General features: G+C 62.0%; 15 protein-coding genes. All 15 read right to left on the bottom strand.

The features are described from left to right. Positions 1–18: 18 nt before the first annotated feature. Positions 19–1,044, bottom strand: a complete 1,026-nt coding sequence (locus A9Z05_RS25930) for a flagellar motor protein MotB (RefSeq protein ID WP_084044443.1) — start codon at positions 1,042–1,044, stop codon at positions 19–21. Then, positions 1,041–1,913, bottom strand: coding sequence for a flagellar motor stator protein MotA (gene motA / locus A9Z05_RS25925; RefSeq protein ID WP_069620612.1), 873 nt, complete (start codon positions 1,911–1,913; stop codon positions 1,041–1,043). Before motA ends, A9Z05_RS25930 begins: the two co-directional genes overlap by 4 nt. A 55-nt stretch (positions 1,914–1,968) precedes the next feature. Then, complete coding sequence (locus A9Z05_RS25920) at positions 1,969–2,697, bottom strand: FliA/WhiG family RNA polymerase sigma factor (RefSeq protein WP_069620611.1); 729 nt, start codon at positions 2,695–2,697, stop codon at positions 1,969–1,971. A gap of 274 nt (positions 2,698–2,971) precedes the next feature. Continuing rightward, positions 2,972–4,183, bottom strand: coding sequence for a flagellar hook-length control protein FliK (locus tag A9Z05_RS25915; protein ID WP_084044442.1), 1,212 nt, complete (start codon positions 4,181–4,183; stop codon positions 2,972–2,974). Beyond that, positions 4,180–4,479: a hypothetical protein gene (locus tag A9Z05_RS25910; RefSeq protein WP_069620609.1), complete on the bottom strand. Its 300-nt coding sequence runs from the start codon at positions 4,477–4,479 to the stop codon at positions 4,180–4,182. Before A9Z05_RS25910 ends, A9Z05_RS25915 begins: the two co-directional genes overlap by 4 nt. Before the next feature lie 6 nt (positions 4,480–4,485). Next, on the bottom strand, positions 4,486–4,875 hold the full coding sequence (gene fliS / locus A9Z05_RS25905; RefSeq protein WP_069620608.1) for a flagellar export chaperone FliS: 390 nt from the start codon (positions 4,873–4,875) through the stop codon (positions 4,486–4,488). After that, complete coding sequence (gene fliD, locus A9Z05_RS25900) at positions 4,872–6,233, bottom strand: flagellar filament capping protein FliD (protein ID WP_069620607.1); 1,362 nt, start codon at positions 6,231–6,233, stop codon at positions 4,872–4,874. Before fliD ends, fliS begins: the two co-directional genes overlap by 4 nt. Before the next feature lie 15 nt (positions 6,234–6,248). Further along, positions 6,249–6,713 (bottom strand): hypothetical protein, encoded by a 465-nt coding sequence (locus A9Z05_RS25895; RefSeq protein ID WP_141723480.1) that lies wholly within the window; start codon positions 6,711–6,713, stop codon positions 6,249–6,251. Then, positions 6,710–8,017 carry a FliI/YscN family ATPase gene (locus tag A9Z05_RS25890; protein WP_069620605.1) on the bottom strand — a complete coding sequence of 436 codons (1,308 nt, stop codon included), beginning with the start codon at positions 8,015–8,017 and terminating at the stop codon, positions 6,710–6,712. Before A9Z05_RS25890 ends, A9Z05_RS25895 begins: the two co-directional genes overlap by 4 nt. Continuing rightward, the gene (locus tag A9Z05_RS25885) at positions 8,014–8,691 is read right to left on the bottom strand and encodes a FliH/SctL family protein (protein WP_069620604.1); all 678 of its coding nucleotides are present in this window, start codon (positions 8,689–8,691) and stop codon (positions 8,014–8,016) included. The genes A9Z05_RS25890 and A9Z05_RS25885 overlap by 4 nt, the downstream gene beginning before the upstream one ends. Further along, complete coding sequence (locus A9Z05_RS25880; protein ID WP_069620603.1) at positions 8,688–9,740, bottom strand: flagellar motor switch protein FliG; 1,053 nt, start codon at positions 9,738–9,740, stop codon at positions 8,688–8,690. The genes A9Z05_RS25885 and A9Z05_RS25880 overlap by 4 nt, the downstream gene beginning before the upstream one ends. Continuing rightward, positions 9,724–11,370, bottom strand: a complete 1,647-nt coding sequence (fliF, locus tag A9Z05_RS25875) for a flagellar basal-body MS-ring/collar protein FliF (RefSeq protein WP_084044440.1) — start codon at positions 11,368–11,370, stop codon at positions 9,724–9,726. The genes A9Z05_RS25880 and fliF overlap by 17 nt, the downstream gene beginning before the upstream one ends. Beyond that, positions 11,370–11,690 (bottom strand): flagellar hook-basal body complex protein FliE, encoded by a 321-nt coding sequence (fliE, locus tag A9Z05_RS25870; RefSeq protein ID WP_069620602.1) that lies wholly within the window; start codon positions 11,688–11,690, stop codon positions 11,370–11,372. The genes fliF and fliE overlap by 1 nt, the downstream gene beginning before the upstream one ends. 213 nt (positions 11,691–11,903) lie before the next feature. Continuing rightward, positions 11,904–14,303, bottom strand: a complete 2,400-nt coding sequence (locus tag A9Z05_RS25865) for an ATP-binding protein (RefSeq protein WP_069620601.1) — start codon at positions 14,301–14,303, stop codon at positions 11,904–11,906. A 23-nt stretch (positions 14,304–14,326) separates the two neighbouring features. Further along, the gene (locus A9Z05_RS25860) at positions 14,327–15,103 is read right to left on the bottom strand and encodes a response regulator transcription factor (RefSeq protein ID WP_371090919.1); all 777 of its coding nucleotides are present in this window, start codon (positions 15,101–15,103) and stop codon (positions 14,327–14,329) included. Positions 15,104–15,834 lie beyond the last annotated feature (731 nt).

The following is a 15,834-nucleotide window of genomic DNA, read 5'->3' as shown; positions in this document are numbered from 1 at the left end:
AGCAAGCGGATCGATCTGTTAAGTCCTTTTTTTGTCGAGCTTCACACCGACCTCCGCACCGACTCGGCCCGCGTCAGGATCGCCGGCCGACGTGGCGTTAATGCCGGGCGTCAGCGGCACGACTTGGTCGACTGGGCCGAACATGGAGCAGATAGCGCGGGCGCGTTCCGGCGTCAGCACCAGAAATTCAATGCGTCGATTGATTGCGGCGCGAGGATTGTTCACCAGCGGCGCCCGGTCGGCCATGCCGATCACTTGCATCACTTGCTCGGCGTTCACGCCGCCTCGCAACAGCCACGACCGGGCGGACATCGCGCGATCCACCGACAGATCCCAGTTCGAACGCGAGCCGGCGTCCGAGTTGCGATACGGCACCGAATCAGTGTGCCCCAGTACGAACAGTGGATTGCCGATCGAGCCCATGAGCGCGCCCAGCTTGATCAGCATCGGTCGAAACGGCTCGGAAGGTACCGCACCACCACTGACGAACACGCCGCGCTCTTCGGTATCGTGCAGCATGACCCGCAGGCCCATTGGCGTGACGATCGCTTGAACGTTGTCGAGCACCCCCGCGTCCTTGCCGAGCTTGCGCACACGCTCGGCAAGCGCGTCCATCGCCTCGCGGCTGTCCGCCATCGGCTGGCCGCGCTTCACGTCGCCGGCCTCCTCGTTCGCCACGTGCGACGCCAACGTGTCCTGCAGCGCGTGAGTATTCGGCCCCAACGGCGCACCGGCCGGCATGTCCGAGTCGTCGTCGTACAGTGCACTGTCGACCATTGCGTCCATTTTGCGGCGCGTCTCCTCGTCGCGCGCACTGAGTGCCCACAACAACATGAACACACACAGCAGTGCGAGGCAGAAATCGGCGAACGCGACTTTCCAGCCACCGCCATGATCGTCGTCGTAATCGCGCCGAACCGGGCGTTTGACGATCAAGTCGATTGGGGCCGCCCGGCGTTCACCTCGCTTGGCAGGATTAGCCGTCGCGGGCGCGACGGGTGCATCTTCGGCTGTGACGCTTTCGTGGGTGCTATCCAAGCTCATTCACGCCCCGCGTCCAATTGCCCGATCCAGCCCTCGAGCTGCGCGAAGCTTGGCTTGCAGGCCGGTTGCATCATGCGACGGCCTGCATCGATCGCCAGCAGCGGTGGCTTGCCGCCAGCAAAGGCGACCAGTATCACTTTCATGCATTCCATTTCCGACATCTCGGCCTTCATCGCCTGCTTGATCAGGTTCGACACCGGATCCAAGACGCCATAACAGAAGAAAATGCCGATAAGCGTGCCAATCATGGCGGCTGCAACATTCTCGGCCAGTTCGGCCGCGCTGGCGCCGTCGCCAAGTCTGCCCATGGCAATCACCACGCCCAATACCGCCGCCACAATGCCAAAGCCGGGCATGGCTTCCGAAATCTTCTTGATCGAGCGCGACGGCAACTCGATGTTCTCTTGAATGGCAACCAACTCCTGCTCGAGCACGCTTTCCAGCTCGTGGGAACTGATCTTGCCCATCGCCATCAAGCGAAGGTTATCGACGATAAAGGTAAGCAGCTCGGGACCCTGTAGCACCAGCGGGTAGCGCTGGAACAGCCGGCTTTCGTGAGGGTTCTCGACGTGGTTGTCGAGCGCCTTGAGGTCTCTGCCGATGTTCAATAGCTCATACATCAGCAGCAGTTGCTGACGCTGGAGTTCCTTGTTGGCCGTGCGCTTGCGCCTGCCCATCACCTTACGCAATTGCTTGCCCATGTCGACGAGCACGTGGCGCGAATTGCCAAGCACCAGCGCACCAACGGCCGAGCCGACGACGATCAACAGCTCGACAGGCTGCCAGAGCTTGCGGAAATCGCCCCCCATGAATACGAAGCCGCCGAATACGCAGCCAAGCACGATCAAAATTCCAAATATCTGTTGCATGATTTCTTCCCGACCTGCGCGCCGTCCGATGCCAGCGGCGCAATATTCTTCAACGTCAATGCTGAGCGAGGCGCTTGCGCATCTTGACCAAAGCGCTCTTGTTGATCTGACAGACTCGAGCCCGCGTCAGGCCCAGCACCGCCCCGATCTCCGCTTGACTCAGATCGAATTCGTAATAGAGCTGGATAATCTGCTGCTCGCGCACATCGAGCACGCCCAGCGCCTGTTCAAGCGAGCGGCGCAGCATGGCCCGGTTTTCAATGCCGTCGCTGCCGCCGCACTCGTACCGTTCCGCGTCCTCTTCCAGCAAGGCGTCAAAACTCACAAACTCTTGTGCGCAGTCGTCCAGTTGCAACTGCTCGTATTCGTCGTCGCCGATTTCCAGCGCGTTGCACACTTCTTCTTTCGTAGGATCGCGGCGCAGCTCCCGGCGCAGTGCTCGCTCAGTGCTGCGCAGACGGTGAGCACCTTGGCGTGCCGAGCGCGGACGCCAGTCCTGGCGGCGCAGTTCGTCCAGAATCGCGCCCCGCACGCGAAATAGCGCAAAATGCTCGAATTCGTCATCGGGCTCGCCGTAGCGACGCAGCGCTTCGAGCAGGCCCATCAGCCCGAGTTGCTCGAGGTCGCAGGCCTCCATCGCTCCACCCGCCTGCGACGCGAGCTTGCGCACGATGCGCTTCACCAGCGGCGCATACTGCGTCATCCAGCGTGCCTCATCAGCAGGGGACAACGTCTGGTTCTCTCGCTGTACACTTTGGTATTCGGTGTAGATCGTTGCAGTCATCGTATTCGGTCCATCATGGCCTTCGTTACCGTCACGTTACGAGAGCGTGCGATTGGTGCCGCAGCACAATGTTCGTATTCCAAATTGAGCAATGCTGCTGATTCGAGCTATTCCATGCACTGCACATCGACCAGCGTGCACGCGGCCGGTACGCCTCGGACCATCTCGCTCAGCGCCGGCAGCCCTTCCCGCAATTCGTTTCGTTAGCCGAAAGCAGCAGATCCGGCATCAGATTGCACGGCCGCGTGTTGCCCTTGTTGCCGTGCGTTCCGATTCATGTCGTCATCCTCTTCACGTACGCTAATTCGCGAGGCGGCAATTCGAATATTGAATCGCCTCCTGCGGAGGCCAATCCGCCACCAGGCCCTCGCGTGGGCGCATCATCGCTTGGGGGGTGCTCGCGGCCGCCCGAGCCGCTCGCCTCCCCATGGCCTTGCCGACCTGCCGAGACCTGCACGGTCACGTCGCCACCATGGCGCGCGCCGAGATCCTGGCGCAAGCTTTCTCCGATCGCCTGCAACTGGAGAACGACCTCGGGATGAGTGGCCGACAAGTGAACTGCCATGCCGTTGACGTTCTGGCGTAGGTCGATGCGTATCGATCCGTTCGAACCCGGTTCGAGTCGGATCACGGCTTGACGCATGCCTTGAGCCATCTGCACGCTCAGGCGCTCTCCCAACGCGTCGATCAGCTTCTGCTGACGCGCGGTCGGCGCACCCGTAGCCGTTGTCGGTACCATTGCCGCTTCCGGTGCCTTTGCCAATTCCGGTACCCTTGCCGCGTCCGTCAACAGTTCGGCTTGTGTCGCGCGGGTGCCTACCTCGCAGTCGGGCGTGACGGCCGATGGCCCTGTCGGAGCGATTGCGTCACCGAACGCGAGCGGGCCGAAGATCGGCGACACGTGCGTCGTCGCGAGATTCATGCTTTGGTTCAACAGCGCCCCAGGTACCGCACTCGACCGATGGTCGAACAGGCGTGCGGCCAGCATGGGCGCGACCGGTTCCTTCGCACCAACTTGCGGCAAAGCCGCTTGCTCGATCGCGCCGCGCCGGTACAAGTCCACTGGGTGCGCTGTCCCATGCGTGTGTGCCGGCAACGAAACGATGGTGGAAAGGCGTTGCGTTGCTACGGTATCGACCGGTGTGTCGCTTGTCGTCCGGTCCGGTGCGACAGTGTCGACTGCACGTGCCTCAAGTGCCTGCATAAGGCCCGGTGCGGCCACCACGCCGTCCTGCAACGACGGCATGTCGCTAGCCGGCGGTTCGGTTTCAGGCGCTCGCGCCAGTGCCAACCACGGATCCAGCACCGACACCGGATCCGCCGTAGCGTCCGTGCCGTCGTCCAGTCCGGAGCCTTCCACCAGCAAGGACTCGAAATCATCGGTTAACACGGATGGCTGCACGCCGAGCACTGCAGCCAGCACGGCGCTACCGTCGGCTGCCGTTGCCGGCGCAAGGTCGGCCATTGCCGAAAGACCGCTCATCATTGCTGGCTCCCTTGAACTGCATAGGCCCGCCAGACTTCGCGGCGATCATTGAGATCGCTCATCGCCTCGATCAGCCGTTCGGATTCAATTTCCAATAACGAAATAGCGACGCGGTGCGCGATCGTCAGAAGTCTCAGTGCTTCCAGCTCGGCAGCGGTCAACGCCGTTCCGGTTGCCATGTTGCTCACGATATCGTGTACTTCGACGCTCAAGTACACCAGCGCGTCGAAATCGCACTTCGCAATTGCTTGTCGTACGCGCATTGCAAGTCGTAGCACATAGTCGCTCTGGTCCATGGCCTATCATCCGAATCGTTGATCGACGCCTTCCCACGCCGCGCGCAGCGTGCGAATCAGCATCGAGACTTCATCGATGAGGAGCGGATCCAGAGCGAGTCCGGCTTCATTCAAGCGTACCGTGCAGTACTCGTACAGCCGGGCAAGGTTGACGACGACCTCGTTGCCGACGTCGAAATCGAGTGCACTGGTCAGACCATGCAGCATGCCGATGCACTTATTCAGGCTGTTGCCCTTCTCTTCGTAGCGTCCAGCTTCGATATGGGCGCGCGCGCGCGCCATCTCGTCGAGCAGGCCATCCATCAGCACAATCACCAACCGCACCGGCGACGCGCTTGCCGCCTGACTCGCCAGGTTCGTCGTCTGGTAATTGCCGTAACCATGTCCGGTCATCATTTCTTGTTTCCGCTAAGGAGGTCGTCGAGCAACTGCTTCGTGTATTCCATCCGCTTCTGCAGTTCCGCCACGCGCGTGAACTGGGTCAGATATCGGTCATAGACCTGACGGTATTGCACTTCGAGCGAACGCTCCTTTTTCTTTAACGATTGCTGAATAAGCTCGGCGGAATCCTGACGACGCTTGACCTGACCGTCGACGGAGGAGGTCCATGTCTTCAGGTAGGCGTCCATGCGCGCGACGATGCCCTTCTCAGGATCGGCTAACAAGGCGGCGAGACCATTTGGATTCTTGTCCAGCGAGGCTTTCAGCTTGCCCGTATCGAGCGACAGCTTGCCGGTACGGTCCGCTGAGATGCCGTAGTCCAACATCCGCCTTTCGCCCACTGTGGCGCGCAACAGCGCGTTCATTCGCTGTTGAAGATTGCGCACACCGGCATCGCCAACGAACGGCCCCGCGTTGGATGGATTGTCAGGATTGACCTTGGTCAGCTCGGCCAGCACGCCCATTGCTTTGTTATATGCATCGACAAACGCCTGCACGGCGTCGGCCGTGCCGCCGTGGTCAAGCTTGATATCGAGCAACAATGGCGCGTCGCTTTCGACCATCGACTGCTTGAACGTGACGGACACGCCCTGAATGCCGGTGAAAGTATTGCTGCCCTGCTTGATTTCGACGCCGCTCTTTCCGCCAAGCTTGAATATGGCGTCTCGTGCTACCGACAGTTCGTCCGGCGTACCCGACAGGGCAGTTGACAGCGCTGTATCGCTGATGCCGCTGGTGTCGAGCGAAATGGCACCGGCCTCGCCTGTCTCGCCCGAGGTCAGCACGAGACGCTGCTCACCCTCGATCGTGACGATCGATGCAGATACCTTGCCCTTGTTGCCATCGGCCTGGTTGATCGCGCGAGCCAGTTCGGCCGGCGACACGTTGCCGCTCGCGTCCGCGTTGGCCGCCGATAGGTCCACCTTGAACGATTCGCCGTTCGCGAGTGCGATTCCGAGTGTGCCCGCATCCTTGGCACCGTATGACGAGAGGCCCTTGAAAGCCACCTGATGCGCCGACGCAAGCTGCTTGACGAAGAACGTGTAACGACCGGGCTGCGCATTGGCCGCCGCGGTGGCTTCGCCCAGCGCCGGGTTCGACAGCGCGGCCTTTTGTTTGACGATGCCACCAACACCGGACAAGCCCTTCAACGCGGTCTGAAACGAACTCAACGCGCCTTGTAACCGGGTAAGCCCGGCCTGGGCAACCGCGTTGCCCGCTTGCTGGCTTTTCAGGCGCTGAACTGCATTCTGCATGTACTTTTCGGTAAGCGCCTTGGCGCTTGCCACTGGGTCTCCAATACTGCCGAACATGGCGTCCTCGCTTGATCAGAATGGGTTGGATATCGAACGTTGCTGCGACAGCCGCCTGCGCAGCCATGCCTGGGAAGCCTGCTGGTCTTCGAGTTTGCGATCGCGTGCGCGCTTCTCGAGTTCGAGCGCGCCAAGCTTCTTGCTGCGAACTCGATCGATCTGCTCGTACCGTAGGCGTGCACGGCACAAATCCGCGCGCAAGCCCGCGACCAATGCCTCGTGCTTTGCCAATTGACGCTCGTGCAGATGAATCAGATTGGCGATCGCAGAGCGATAGCGCGCACCGTTCATCGCATGCTCAGGATGTACCTGCGTACCGGTGTCAACGCTTTGCATCAGCAAAGTCATTTGCAAAATATGATGGCGATAGCTAGCGGCTTCCGCGTCGCGCGCGGCGACATCGACTTCCAGCCGATCCACTTCCTTCGCACGCATCGCAACGAGTTGCGATAGTCCGGCAACGACATGTCGGGCGTTCATGCGGCAATCTCCGCCAGAATATCCAGCGTCGCCTGGCGCGGCGCGACCTCGTCCTGCGCCTGACACAGGAAGGCTTCGATCCGGTCGTGCATCTTCACGGCGTGATCGGTAACGAGATCCGCGCCGGTCACGTAGCCGCCCAGCGGGATCAGATCGCGAACATTGGCGTAGCGAGACATCATTTGCTTGACCTTGCGTACCGCGTCGATCTGCTCGCGCGGCGCCACGAGTGACATGCAGCGGCTGACCGAGCGCAGCACGTCGATCGCCGGGTAATGCCCCTGGGAGGCGAGATCGCGCGACAGCATGATGTGACCATCGAGAATCGCACGCGCCGTGTCGACCACCGGGTCCTGTTCGTCGTCGCCTTCAGCCAACACGGTGTAGATGGCACTCATGCTGCCAACACCTTCGCCGTTGCCCGCGCGCTCCACCAAACGTGGCAACATGCCGAACACCGAAGGCGGATAACCGCGCGTGGCCGGCGGCTCGCCCAGCGCCAGCGCGATTTCCCGCTGCGCCATCGCGTAACGCGTGAGGGAATCGATCATCAGCAGCACATCGTTGCCGGCATCGCGAAAGTGTGTGGCAACCGCGTGGCACAGCTCGGTCGCCATCAAACGCATCAGTGGGGATTCATCCGCCGGTGCGACCACGACGATGGCTTTGGACAAGCCTTCGAGGCCAAGCGAGTGCTCGATAAACTCTCGCACCTCGCGGCCTCGCTCGCCGATCATGCCAACCACCACCACATCGGCCGCGGCCTGGCGCGCGATCATGCCGAGTAGCACGCTCTTGCCAACGCCACTGCCAGCAAAAAGGCCAACGCGCTGCCCGCGGCCCAACGTCAGCATGCCGTCGATCGCGCGCACGCCTACGTCCATCACCCCCTCCACCGGCTGCTTGCGCAGCGGGTTCACGCGCGGGGGAGCCAGATCGAGCACGGCGTCGCCGACGAGCGGACCACGGTCGTCGATCGGTTCACCGAGGCCATCGACGATGCGGCCCCGCCATCCAGCGCCGATCGACAGCGTGCGCGCACTTTCATCGCCAAACACGCGCGCGCCCGCGGCCAAACCCTCTGCGGGCCTGAAGGGCATCAAATACGACACGCCTTCCCGAAAGCCGACCACGCGGGCGTCGAGCCAGTCATTCGATGCGGTTTCGATCCGTGCGAGTTGACCGGTCTCGAATGCATAGCCGGTCACCTCAAGCAGGAGGCCCGAGACGGCGGACAAGCGCCCTACCGGCCTTGCGACAGGCACATCGCCAAGGTGAAGCTTGCCGAGTACGGATTCGTTCATGCTGGCACTCCGTCCGAGTCATCGGCATGGGCATGCGCAAGCTGCGAGGTAATCCGTTCGATGCAGGCGACAAGGCGCTGACCACAGCCCGCGTCCATTTCGATGTCATCGGCCCGCACGCGGCATTCGCCAGGCTCGAGCCGGTCGTCCGGCACCACTTGCCAGCCCTGCACTCGATCGGGTGCCGCTTCGGCCAGGCGCGCGTAATCGGCCGGGTTCAGTCGCACGCTGACGGATTCGGGCGGTTTCGTCAGCGTGCCGACGGCTTCATCCACAAACGCGAGGATCCGCTCGGGACGAGTTTCAAGCTCCGCACGCACGACCTGCCGGGCAACGTCGCCAACGAGCTCAACCACTTCGCTGCGCACCTTGGCTCGATACGCTTCCTGCACGCGCTGGAAGCCACGAACCAGCGCGTCGACCGGTGCTACCAGCGCATCGAACCCAGAACGCACATCGCGGCGTGCGCCTTCGGCGCCGACTCGTTCGCCGGCGGCAAAGCCCTCCTCGTAACCCGCTTGCCGAGCTTCTTCAAGCAATTCCGCAGCCGGTGGTACATGCAGTTGCTCGGAGAGCAGATCCACCTCGTCGGGCGCCGTGAATCCGCCAAGCTGCTCGCTTGCCGCGCGAATGCGTGCCAGCGAGGGAAATGCATAGCGTCGGTACGTCCTCATCGAAGTGCTTCCTCCGCCACGAGCCGAAGTTCGATGTCGCCGTCGTCGGCAAGTCTTCGTACGATGTCCATGATTTCGCGGCGCGCCGACTCGACTTTGCTCGGGATTGCGGGTTCCGTCCGGCGCAACATCTCCTCGAAGGCCTGCACCGCGCGCCGCGGCATCGAGCGCAACAGTGCGTCGCGCACAGCTGGGTCGGCACCCTTGAGCGCCACGCCCCACAGCGCCGTGTCGACATGTTCGAGAATGACGGAGATCACCTCATCATCCTGGTTCGCGATCACCGCGAAATCGTAGATAAGGTCTTCCACCGCTGCCACCAACTCCGGGTCTCGGGCACGCAGAATTTCCACCATGTGGGCGCGGTCGCCCGGCATACGGTTAATGATGTCGGCGGCCTGCCGCACACCTTCGACCGCCGTGCTTTGTGTGCCAAGGTTAGCGATGCAGCCGTCGACTACGCCTTCCAAGTCTCGCAGCAGGTCATGATCGATCTCCGTCAGACGCGCGATATCGAGCAGCACTTGCTCGCGTCGCACTTCGGGCAGCGCCTGAATCACGCGGCTCGCCTGCTCCGACGGCAGGAAGACGAGGAATATGGCTTGCATGCGTACGTGCTCATCGCGCAGGCGGTCGGCAAGCCATTGCGGCTGTGCCCACTGCAGGCGCGCCATCTTCGGGCCTATCGCGTCGCCGTAGATCTTGTTGAGCACGCTATTAGCTACCACACCGCCGAGCGCCATCTCCAGCGAGCGCTGCAAGAACGAGCGCGAAGCGCCACGTACGCCGCTCTGCTCGCGAAAATTCGTGAAGAAGTGCTCGATGGTGTTCTGCACAGCCTCCACCTTGACGCCTTGCATGCGTGACATGGCGAGTGTCACGTCCAGCAACTCCTCGCGCGAGAGACATCGCAGCACGCCCGCCGCAGCTTCCTCGCCGATGCTGAGCAGGATGATGGCAGCACGCTCCACCGCGGCAAGAGTCTGGGTTGGCGGGCCTGCCGTTATGGCGGCGTCCACGGTCGCAGGTACGTCAGTTGGTGTGCTCATCGTCTCGAATCCAGGGTTTGATGACTTCGGCAACGCGCTCAGGGTCCTGAGCTGCCAGATGCTTCAGGTGTGCGATCAGCACGTCGGCGCCGGAGCCAATCGGCGGGAGATTCGCGTCGGCCAGCAGCAGGGGCTGCGTGTCGGCGTCGGCGGCTGCCGCAAGCGCCGGGGTTTCCGGACCGCCGGGTACGGCGTTGGCGCCTTGCGACTGCGGATCGCGCCCGCCGTTGGCCCAAATGCGAAGCACCTTAAGCAGTGGGCGGAAGATGAATACGAACCCGAGTAGCGCACCCAATGCCCACGCTGCCCAAGTACCAATCGTCACGATGTTGTCGGGCTGTTTCCACCACGGCTGCGATACGGTCACCGGCGTGCCGCGGAAGTCCAGCGACGACACCGTCAGTGCATCTGCACGGTCGGCATCGATGCCCAAGCCGTTGCGCAGGATCGTGTCCACCTGCGCAAGTTGCGCCGGCGCCCAAGCCTTTCCACCGCCGGGCGCGGCGGCGTTGTTCAGAACCACCGCCACGTTCAGGCGCTTCACGCGCACGGGACTGCGCTTGATCTGTACGACATTGCGGTCGTAAGCGTATTGGCGTGTCTGCGCGTTCTTGGCCGAGTGCGGCGCTTCGGGCATGCTGGCCGTCGACGGCGGTGCCGGGCGGTTCGACAATGAACCCGGTACCCCCAACGCTGCCTGACCGATGTCCTTCTCGTCGCGAATCGCTTCCTGTGTCACCTTCGGGGCCTCGCCGTATTGCTCGCGGGTCTCTTCCACGCGATCGTGGTCCAGCTCGACGGCAACGCTCGCGCGAAAGTTGCCGTCACCCAACGCAGGCGTGAGCAACTCGCGAATATTGCGCAATACCTGTTCACGCATTTGCGCACCCAACTCGCTGTCGAGTGTGGAATTTCCCAGTACCGGATCGATCTGCGCGGACAGGTGATTGCCGGCCTGGTCTATCACCGTCACGCGGGCCGGGTCGAGGTTCGCCACGCTGCCCGCTACCAGCGCGACTATCGCCGCAATCTGCTCCTTGCTCAGCTTGCGGTTAGGCTTGAGCGTGAGCACTACCGACGCCGAACTCTTGTCGCCATCGGCCAGAATGAACGACGCCGATTTGGCAATCGATAGATGCACACGAGCCGACGACACCGGCTCGAGCGCCATCACGCTCTGCGTCAGTTCGCCTTCGAGGCCACGCCGAAACCGGACGTCCTGCACGAACTGACTGACGCCCAGCGGATCGCTCTTGTCCACCTGCTCCAGCCCCTCCGGCAATTTGGCTACCACACCCTTGGCGGCCAGCATCATGCGGGCAGCACCGAGCTTCTGCTCAGGCACCAGCACCTGGCCACTGTCCGGGTGGATACGGTACGGAATGCCATCGGCGTCCAGCGCGGCCATCATGTCGGCGGCGACCACTGCTTCCTGGGAGCCAAAAAGCGGTTTGTAGCGCGAGTCCTGACGATGCATCAGCATCATGGTCAGCGCGGCCAGGCTAATCGCCAGGATGACGATGGGCGCCAGTTTGGACAACGCCGCGGGGGACGGCAATCGGAAATGGCCGGGAGGCGCGAAGCGCGCAATGCGAGCTTTGGCTTGAGCGAGCACGTTTGCGGTCCTCATCAAACCTGCATCTTGATGATGTCGTCAAAAGCACTCATGACCTTGTTGCGCACCTGGACCATTGCGGAGAACGACAGGCTTGCCTGCTGGCTGGCAAGCATGGCGCCCACGAGGTCATCGCTGGCGCCGGTTTCCACGGCGGTGACGAGATCGTCGGCGTGATGTTGTTGCGCATCCGCGCCACGCACGGCCTGCTTGAGTAAATCGGCGAAGCCTCCCGCGATGTCGGCAGAGGCGGCTTCGGTTTTCGGGTCATCGCTTTTTTGGATGACGGATTGGCGAATCGAATCGAGCATCGCGCTCGAGAGGTCGACAGTCATGGCGGCTCCGGATTGGCTATGGCGCAGATTCTGGGACGTCATCCGTCGTAGAACGAGAATGTTCAACGAAACATTGATTGGCCCGCTAACGGCGGCCCGTCACTGCTGCTCGTGCTCGATGGGGCAGAGCACGACCATATGGAAAATGAGCCGGTACACAATGGAGGAACATGGTTCGGGGCGGCTCCGCGCCCGAGCGCCCCTAGCGTCGCGCTATATGGCGAACCGGCAGTCACGCGCGGGCGCGGCAGCCATCGCCATCGTCGCAGGTCGGATTACGCTGACCGTTTCCAGCGATCCGACGCCTCGCTCCTTCGCCGAGATGCGCGGCAGGATCAGCTCGAACACGGTGCCGCTACCAAGCGCACTGTGCACGGCAACCGTGCCGCCGTGTCTTTCGATCACGGCCTTGACGAAAGGCAACCCCAATCCGACGCTGGCGCTGCCGTCGGCCTTGCGCTCGGCCTGGAAGAACGGCTCGAACAGCCGACGGACCGTGTCGTCGGTCATGCCGACGCCGCTATCAGTCACCTTCAGTACCAGCGCGCCGTCGCCAGCCGAGCCGATGGTGAGTGACACTACGGCACCAGGCGGCGAATACTTGATCGCGTTGTCCAACACATTGACGACCGCACGCATGAGCATGTCACCATTTCCGCTAACGAGGGTGTCCTCGACCAAAAATACCGGTGCGCGCAACACGACGCCCTTTTGCTCGGCGGCGAGCCAGTTCTGGTCGATCGCCTCTTCAACCACCTCGCTCAACGCCACTGGCTCGAATTCGGTCCGATCGAGTCGTTCGGCACGGCTCAACTGCATGAAGTCCTTCGCAATACGCAACGAATATGAAGCCTGCTGCCGTAGATCGCTCAGGAAGGCGCGATCCGACTCCACGTCCGGATTGCTGCCAACGGAAGCGCCCCGGCGGTCGATCAACGACAGGATGGCCGTCAGTGGACTACGCAGGTCATGCGCGATATGGCGCAACATCCACTTGTCGTGCGAGACAAATCCCTTCAGATCGCAAAGGTCGATCAGACAAACCAGGTGGGACATCTGCGTGTCGCCGTCAGACGAAGTATCCCCGCTCAGCCCACTCGACAGCCGTTCGCACATCAGCATATAGGTGCGACCGCCCCATTCGATTTCACGACTGGTGTCTCCGCCCTTGCATACGCTCTCGGCCACGAGCCGCTCGACTTGCATGAATGGCAATCGAGCGTCGGTCAGGTCACCTGCGGACTCCTCGCGCATTAAAGTGGCAGCCTTCGCGTTCCACACAGCAACGTGGCCGCCCATCGTGAGAAAGACTGGATACGGAAACTGGTTGACCATGTCGACGTAGAGCTTTTGCCAGCCGCGTACCTGCAGCAACGCGGCCTTGATGCCGACCAACTCGTCGGATCGCCCGGACGGCGCAGCGACCGCGGTGGTACCCTCTCGCGGATGGATTGCGGCGGCGATCGCTCCCCATTCGCGCAATTCGCCTCGCAACATCGAGAGCATGCGAGCATGTCGTTCCCACGCAAAAAAGCCGTAGATCAGCAGGCAAACAACCGGAAGCAGCCCCAGCGGCAACCAGATATGGAATACCAACATTCCCAGTGGAACGGCGAAGATCAGCGCGCCCCAGCCGAGCGCCGCCAGATGCACCGCCCGGCCGGGCACAAACACGCAGATCAGCACGACGCCGAACGCGAGGATCAGATAGATCGACACCCCGACGGCGGCGGGCGCTTCGCGCGCGAGATTGCCTGACGCCACGGCGTCGGCGATGAGCGCGTCGAGTTGTGAGCGCGTAACCTCGTGCGAGTTGAGCGACGAGATCTGGAACATCCCTCCGGCGCCCCACGCGTGACTACCGACGAATACGACCTTCCCATCGAACGCATCCGCAGGTACGCGTTGCTGCAGCACATCAATATCCGAATACTGCGTGAGGTGCATCGATGCGGGCAGCATTGTCATCACCGCCGGCGTGCGGGCGGCCCCGATCGACTGCGCGTACGGCCGGACGAAATCAACGACCGGCAACGGCGGTTCGATGCCTGCCACTCGCAGCGCGTCGAGTGCAACGTGTGCATAACGGACGCCCGCGGACAGACGGTAAGGTACGAAGCCACTCACCACACCGTAGTGACCCATCGTAACGATTCGCTGGCTGCGCGCGGCAGCAAGCGAACTGAGTGCCGGCGGCAGCAGGCTTGAACAGCTTCCTGCGTGCCCGGCGAGGGCTGGCTCGACCAACACGGTATGCGAACATGATCGCATGCCGGCGCGCAGACTCGAATAATCGAACCCGGGCCACAGCGGCAAATCGAGCGTGACGCTGCGCGCCTTCCCAAGAGCGCCGAGCAATTGCGCCAAATACGCGTCCATGCCATGCGGGTCCAGTTGTGCGATCACCCCTTCGTCGATGTTGACCACCACCACCTGGCGCGTCGACCGATGCGCAACCACCTGCGCCATCATATCGAACAGCACACGATCAAGCGCGCCCGACACCACGCCGCTGCCGGGGCTACCGCTCAACGCAGCCAGCGCCAGCATCGCAAGGACCACAATGCCTCGCAAGGGGCCGATCGTCATCAAGCGGGAAATGAGTGCACTCATGGAGCCACCAGCTTGTCGCAAGCTCAATCCAGGTCGTTGTCGGCACCATCCGCCAACCGCTCGAGGCGATACCCGTAGCGATACACGCTCGAAATTCTGAGCCCGTTCGGACGCAGGCGAAGGCCGTTTCGCACCCGCGTGATATAGGTCGCCAACGTGCCGACATTCGACGAATCCGCAGCACCCCAAACTTGCTTGAGCAGCACATCGCGACTCACCACGCGTCCGGCGTGCGCGAACAGATACAGCGCAATGGAAAATTCACGCTCAGGCAGCGAGACTTGCTCGCCGTCGGGCAACGTCGCCGTGCGCGTGGTCTCGTCCAAGATGAAGCCGGAAAATTTGATTTGTTGATTGCGCTGGACCCCCGGGTACCATTTGCGCAACTGGGCGATAACACGCGCAATCAACATTCGCTCGCTGATAGGCTTGACCAGATAGTCATCCGCCCCGCAGCTCAACCCGTGCAGGATGTCGCGCTCGTCGTCATGCTGAGTGAGCAACACAATGGGAATCAGATAGTCGACGCGCTTGCGCATGTCTATCAGCACGTCGATGCCGGTCATGCCGGGCACATCCCAATCGAGTAGAAGCATATCGACCTTCTCGTGGCCGATGCGGTCGATAAAGCGACTGCCGTCGTGCTCGACAATCGCATCGTAGCCCGCGGCCTCGAGCCAGTGCCGGACGGTTCTCGCATGTGCGACGTTGTCTTCCAGGAGCGCAATGCGCGGCTTTTTTGCATCGGCGGGTGTGACTGTCGACATGATTGCGAGACTGATGAGGATTTTGGGAGGCACCCACTGGCGTATCCCGTCAATACGCGATCGAACGGAATTCGTGGAGCCCACGGTTAAGCAGCGGAGTTCCCCCCGCAAGAATAGACAGAATGCAAACTACGAATTGCGGCGCCCTTGATGCGAAAAAATATCGCGAGGCCGCAGACATTTCAGCGGGGCCGAAATCGCTCGGCACTGCGTCAGCAGCCCATGCATGCACATGGTGCGAGAAAGGCCCTGAGAGTGAAGATTAGGCGTCAGTCAAACCGAACTCGCACGTTTCTCAACACGCGTTATGCGCAACGCTCGTCACCGCCGACGAATCGCCAGCAACCTAACGGACGGGCGACCCAAGTACGAACCGGCGGCAAGAGAAATGCCAAGTGTGAAATTTGCGCGGCGAGACCTGAATCTCAAACCAGCTCCTTTTGGACCTTCGATACAGATCCCAATGTAGAGCTAAAGTGTGAGCGACATCCGCCGTGCCCAATATCAGACAACTCTTATTTTCCGGAGTCGCCCCATTACACGGGCCGGATCAATAGCATGTCGCCACGCGCGGGAACGCCAGCACAGCAGTATTCACCGACACCCCCCCCCGTGGCGAGCCCACCTATCTCAGCGCGCACGGACATACGCGAGATCAGTCCACGGCAGAAAGCCACGGCCAGTTTTCACTGGCGCTATTGCAGCGACTCATAGCGCCATCGCTCGGCACCGCTCAAATGGCAAGCCTTCCCCCGCCAGCGGAG

Source organism: Burkholderia sp. A2 (assembly GCF_001729305.1).
Taxonomy (GTDB): Bacteria; Pseudomonadota; Gammaproteobacteria; order Burkholderiales; family Burkholderiaceae; genus Burkholderia; species Burkholderia sola.
Note: the sequence above shows the minus strand (reverse complement) of the source record. Positions and strands in the feature narration are given on the sequence as shown.

What these genes read in the sequence shown, in the direction of transcription:
- A9Z05_RS25930 (WP_084044443.1), bottom strand. Translation starts at nt 1,044, where the DNA reads ATGAGCTTGGATAGCACCCACGAAAGCGTCACAGCCGAAGATGCACCC.
- motA (WP_069620612.1), bottom strand. Translation starts at nt 1,913, where the DNA reads ATGCAACAGATATTTGGAATTTTGATCGTGCTTGGCTGCGTATTCGGC.
- A9Z05_RS25920 (WP_069620611.1), bottom strand. Translation starts at nt 2,697, where the DNA reads ATGACTGCAACGATCTACACCGAATACCAAAGTGTACAGCGAGAGAAC.
- A9Z05_RS25915 (WP_084044442.1), bottom strand. Translation starts at nt 4,183, where the DNA reads ATGATGAGCGGTCTTTCGGCAATGGCCGACCTTGCGCCGGCAACGGCA.
- A9Z05_RS25910 (WP_069620609.1), bottom strand. Translation starts at nt 4,479, where the DNA reads ATGGACCAGAGCGACTATGTGCTACGACTTGCAATGCGCGTACGACAA.
- fliS (WP_069620608.1), bottom strand. Translation starts at nt 4,875, where the DNA reads ATGATGACCGGACATGGTTACGGCAATTACCAGACGACGAACCTGGCG.
- fliD (WP_069620607.1), bottom strand. Translation starts at nt 6,233, where the DNA reads ATGTTCGGCAGTATTGGAGACCCAGTGGCAAGCGCCAAGGCGCTTACC.
- A9Z05_RS25895 (WP_141723480.1), bottom strand. Translation starts at nt 6,713, where the DNA reads ATGAACGCCCGACATGTCGTTGCCGGACTATCGCAACTCGTTGCGATG.
- A9Z05_RS25890 (WP_069620605.1), bottom strand. Translation starts at nt 8,017, where the DNA reads ATGAACGAATCCGTACTCGGCAAGCTTCACCTTGGCGATGTGCCTGTC.
- A9Z05_RS25885 (WP_069620604.1), bottom strand. Translation starts at nt 8,691, where the DNA reads ATGAGGACGTACCGACGCTATGCATTTCCCTCGCTGGCACGCATTCGC.
- A9Z05_RS25880 (WP_069620603.1), bottom strand. Translation starts at nt 9,740, where the DNA reads ATGAGCACACCAACTGACGTACCTGCGACCGTGGACGCCGCCATAACG.
- fliF (WP_084044440.1), bottom strand. Translation starts at nt 11,370, where the DNA reads ATGAGGACCGCAAACGTGCTCGCTCAAGCCAAAGCTCGCATTGCGCGC.
- fliE (WP_069620602.1), bottom strand. Translation starts at nt 11,690, where the DNA reads ATGACTGTCGACCTCTCGAGCGCGATGCTCGATTCGATTCGCCAATCC.
- A9Z05_RS25865 (WP_069620601.1), bottom strand. Translation starts at nt 14,303, where the DNA reads ATGAGTGCACTCATTTCCCGCTTGATGACGATCGGCCCCTTGCGAGGC.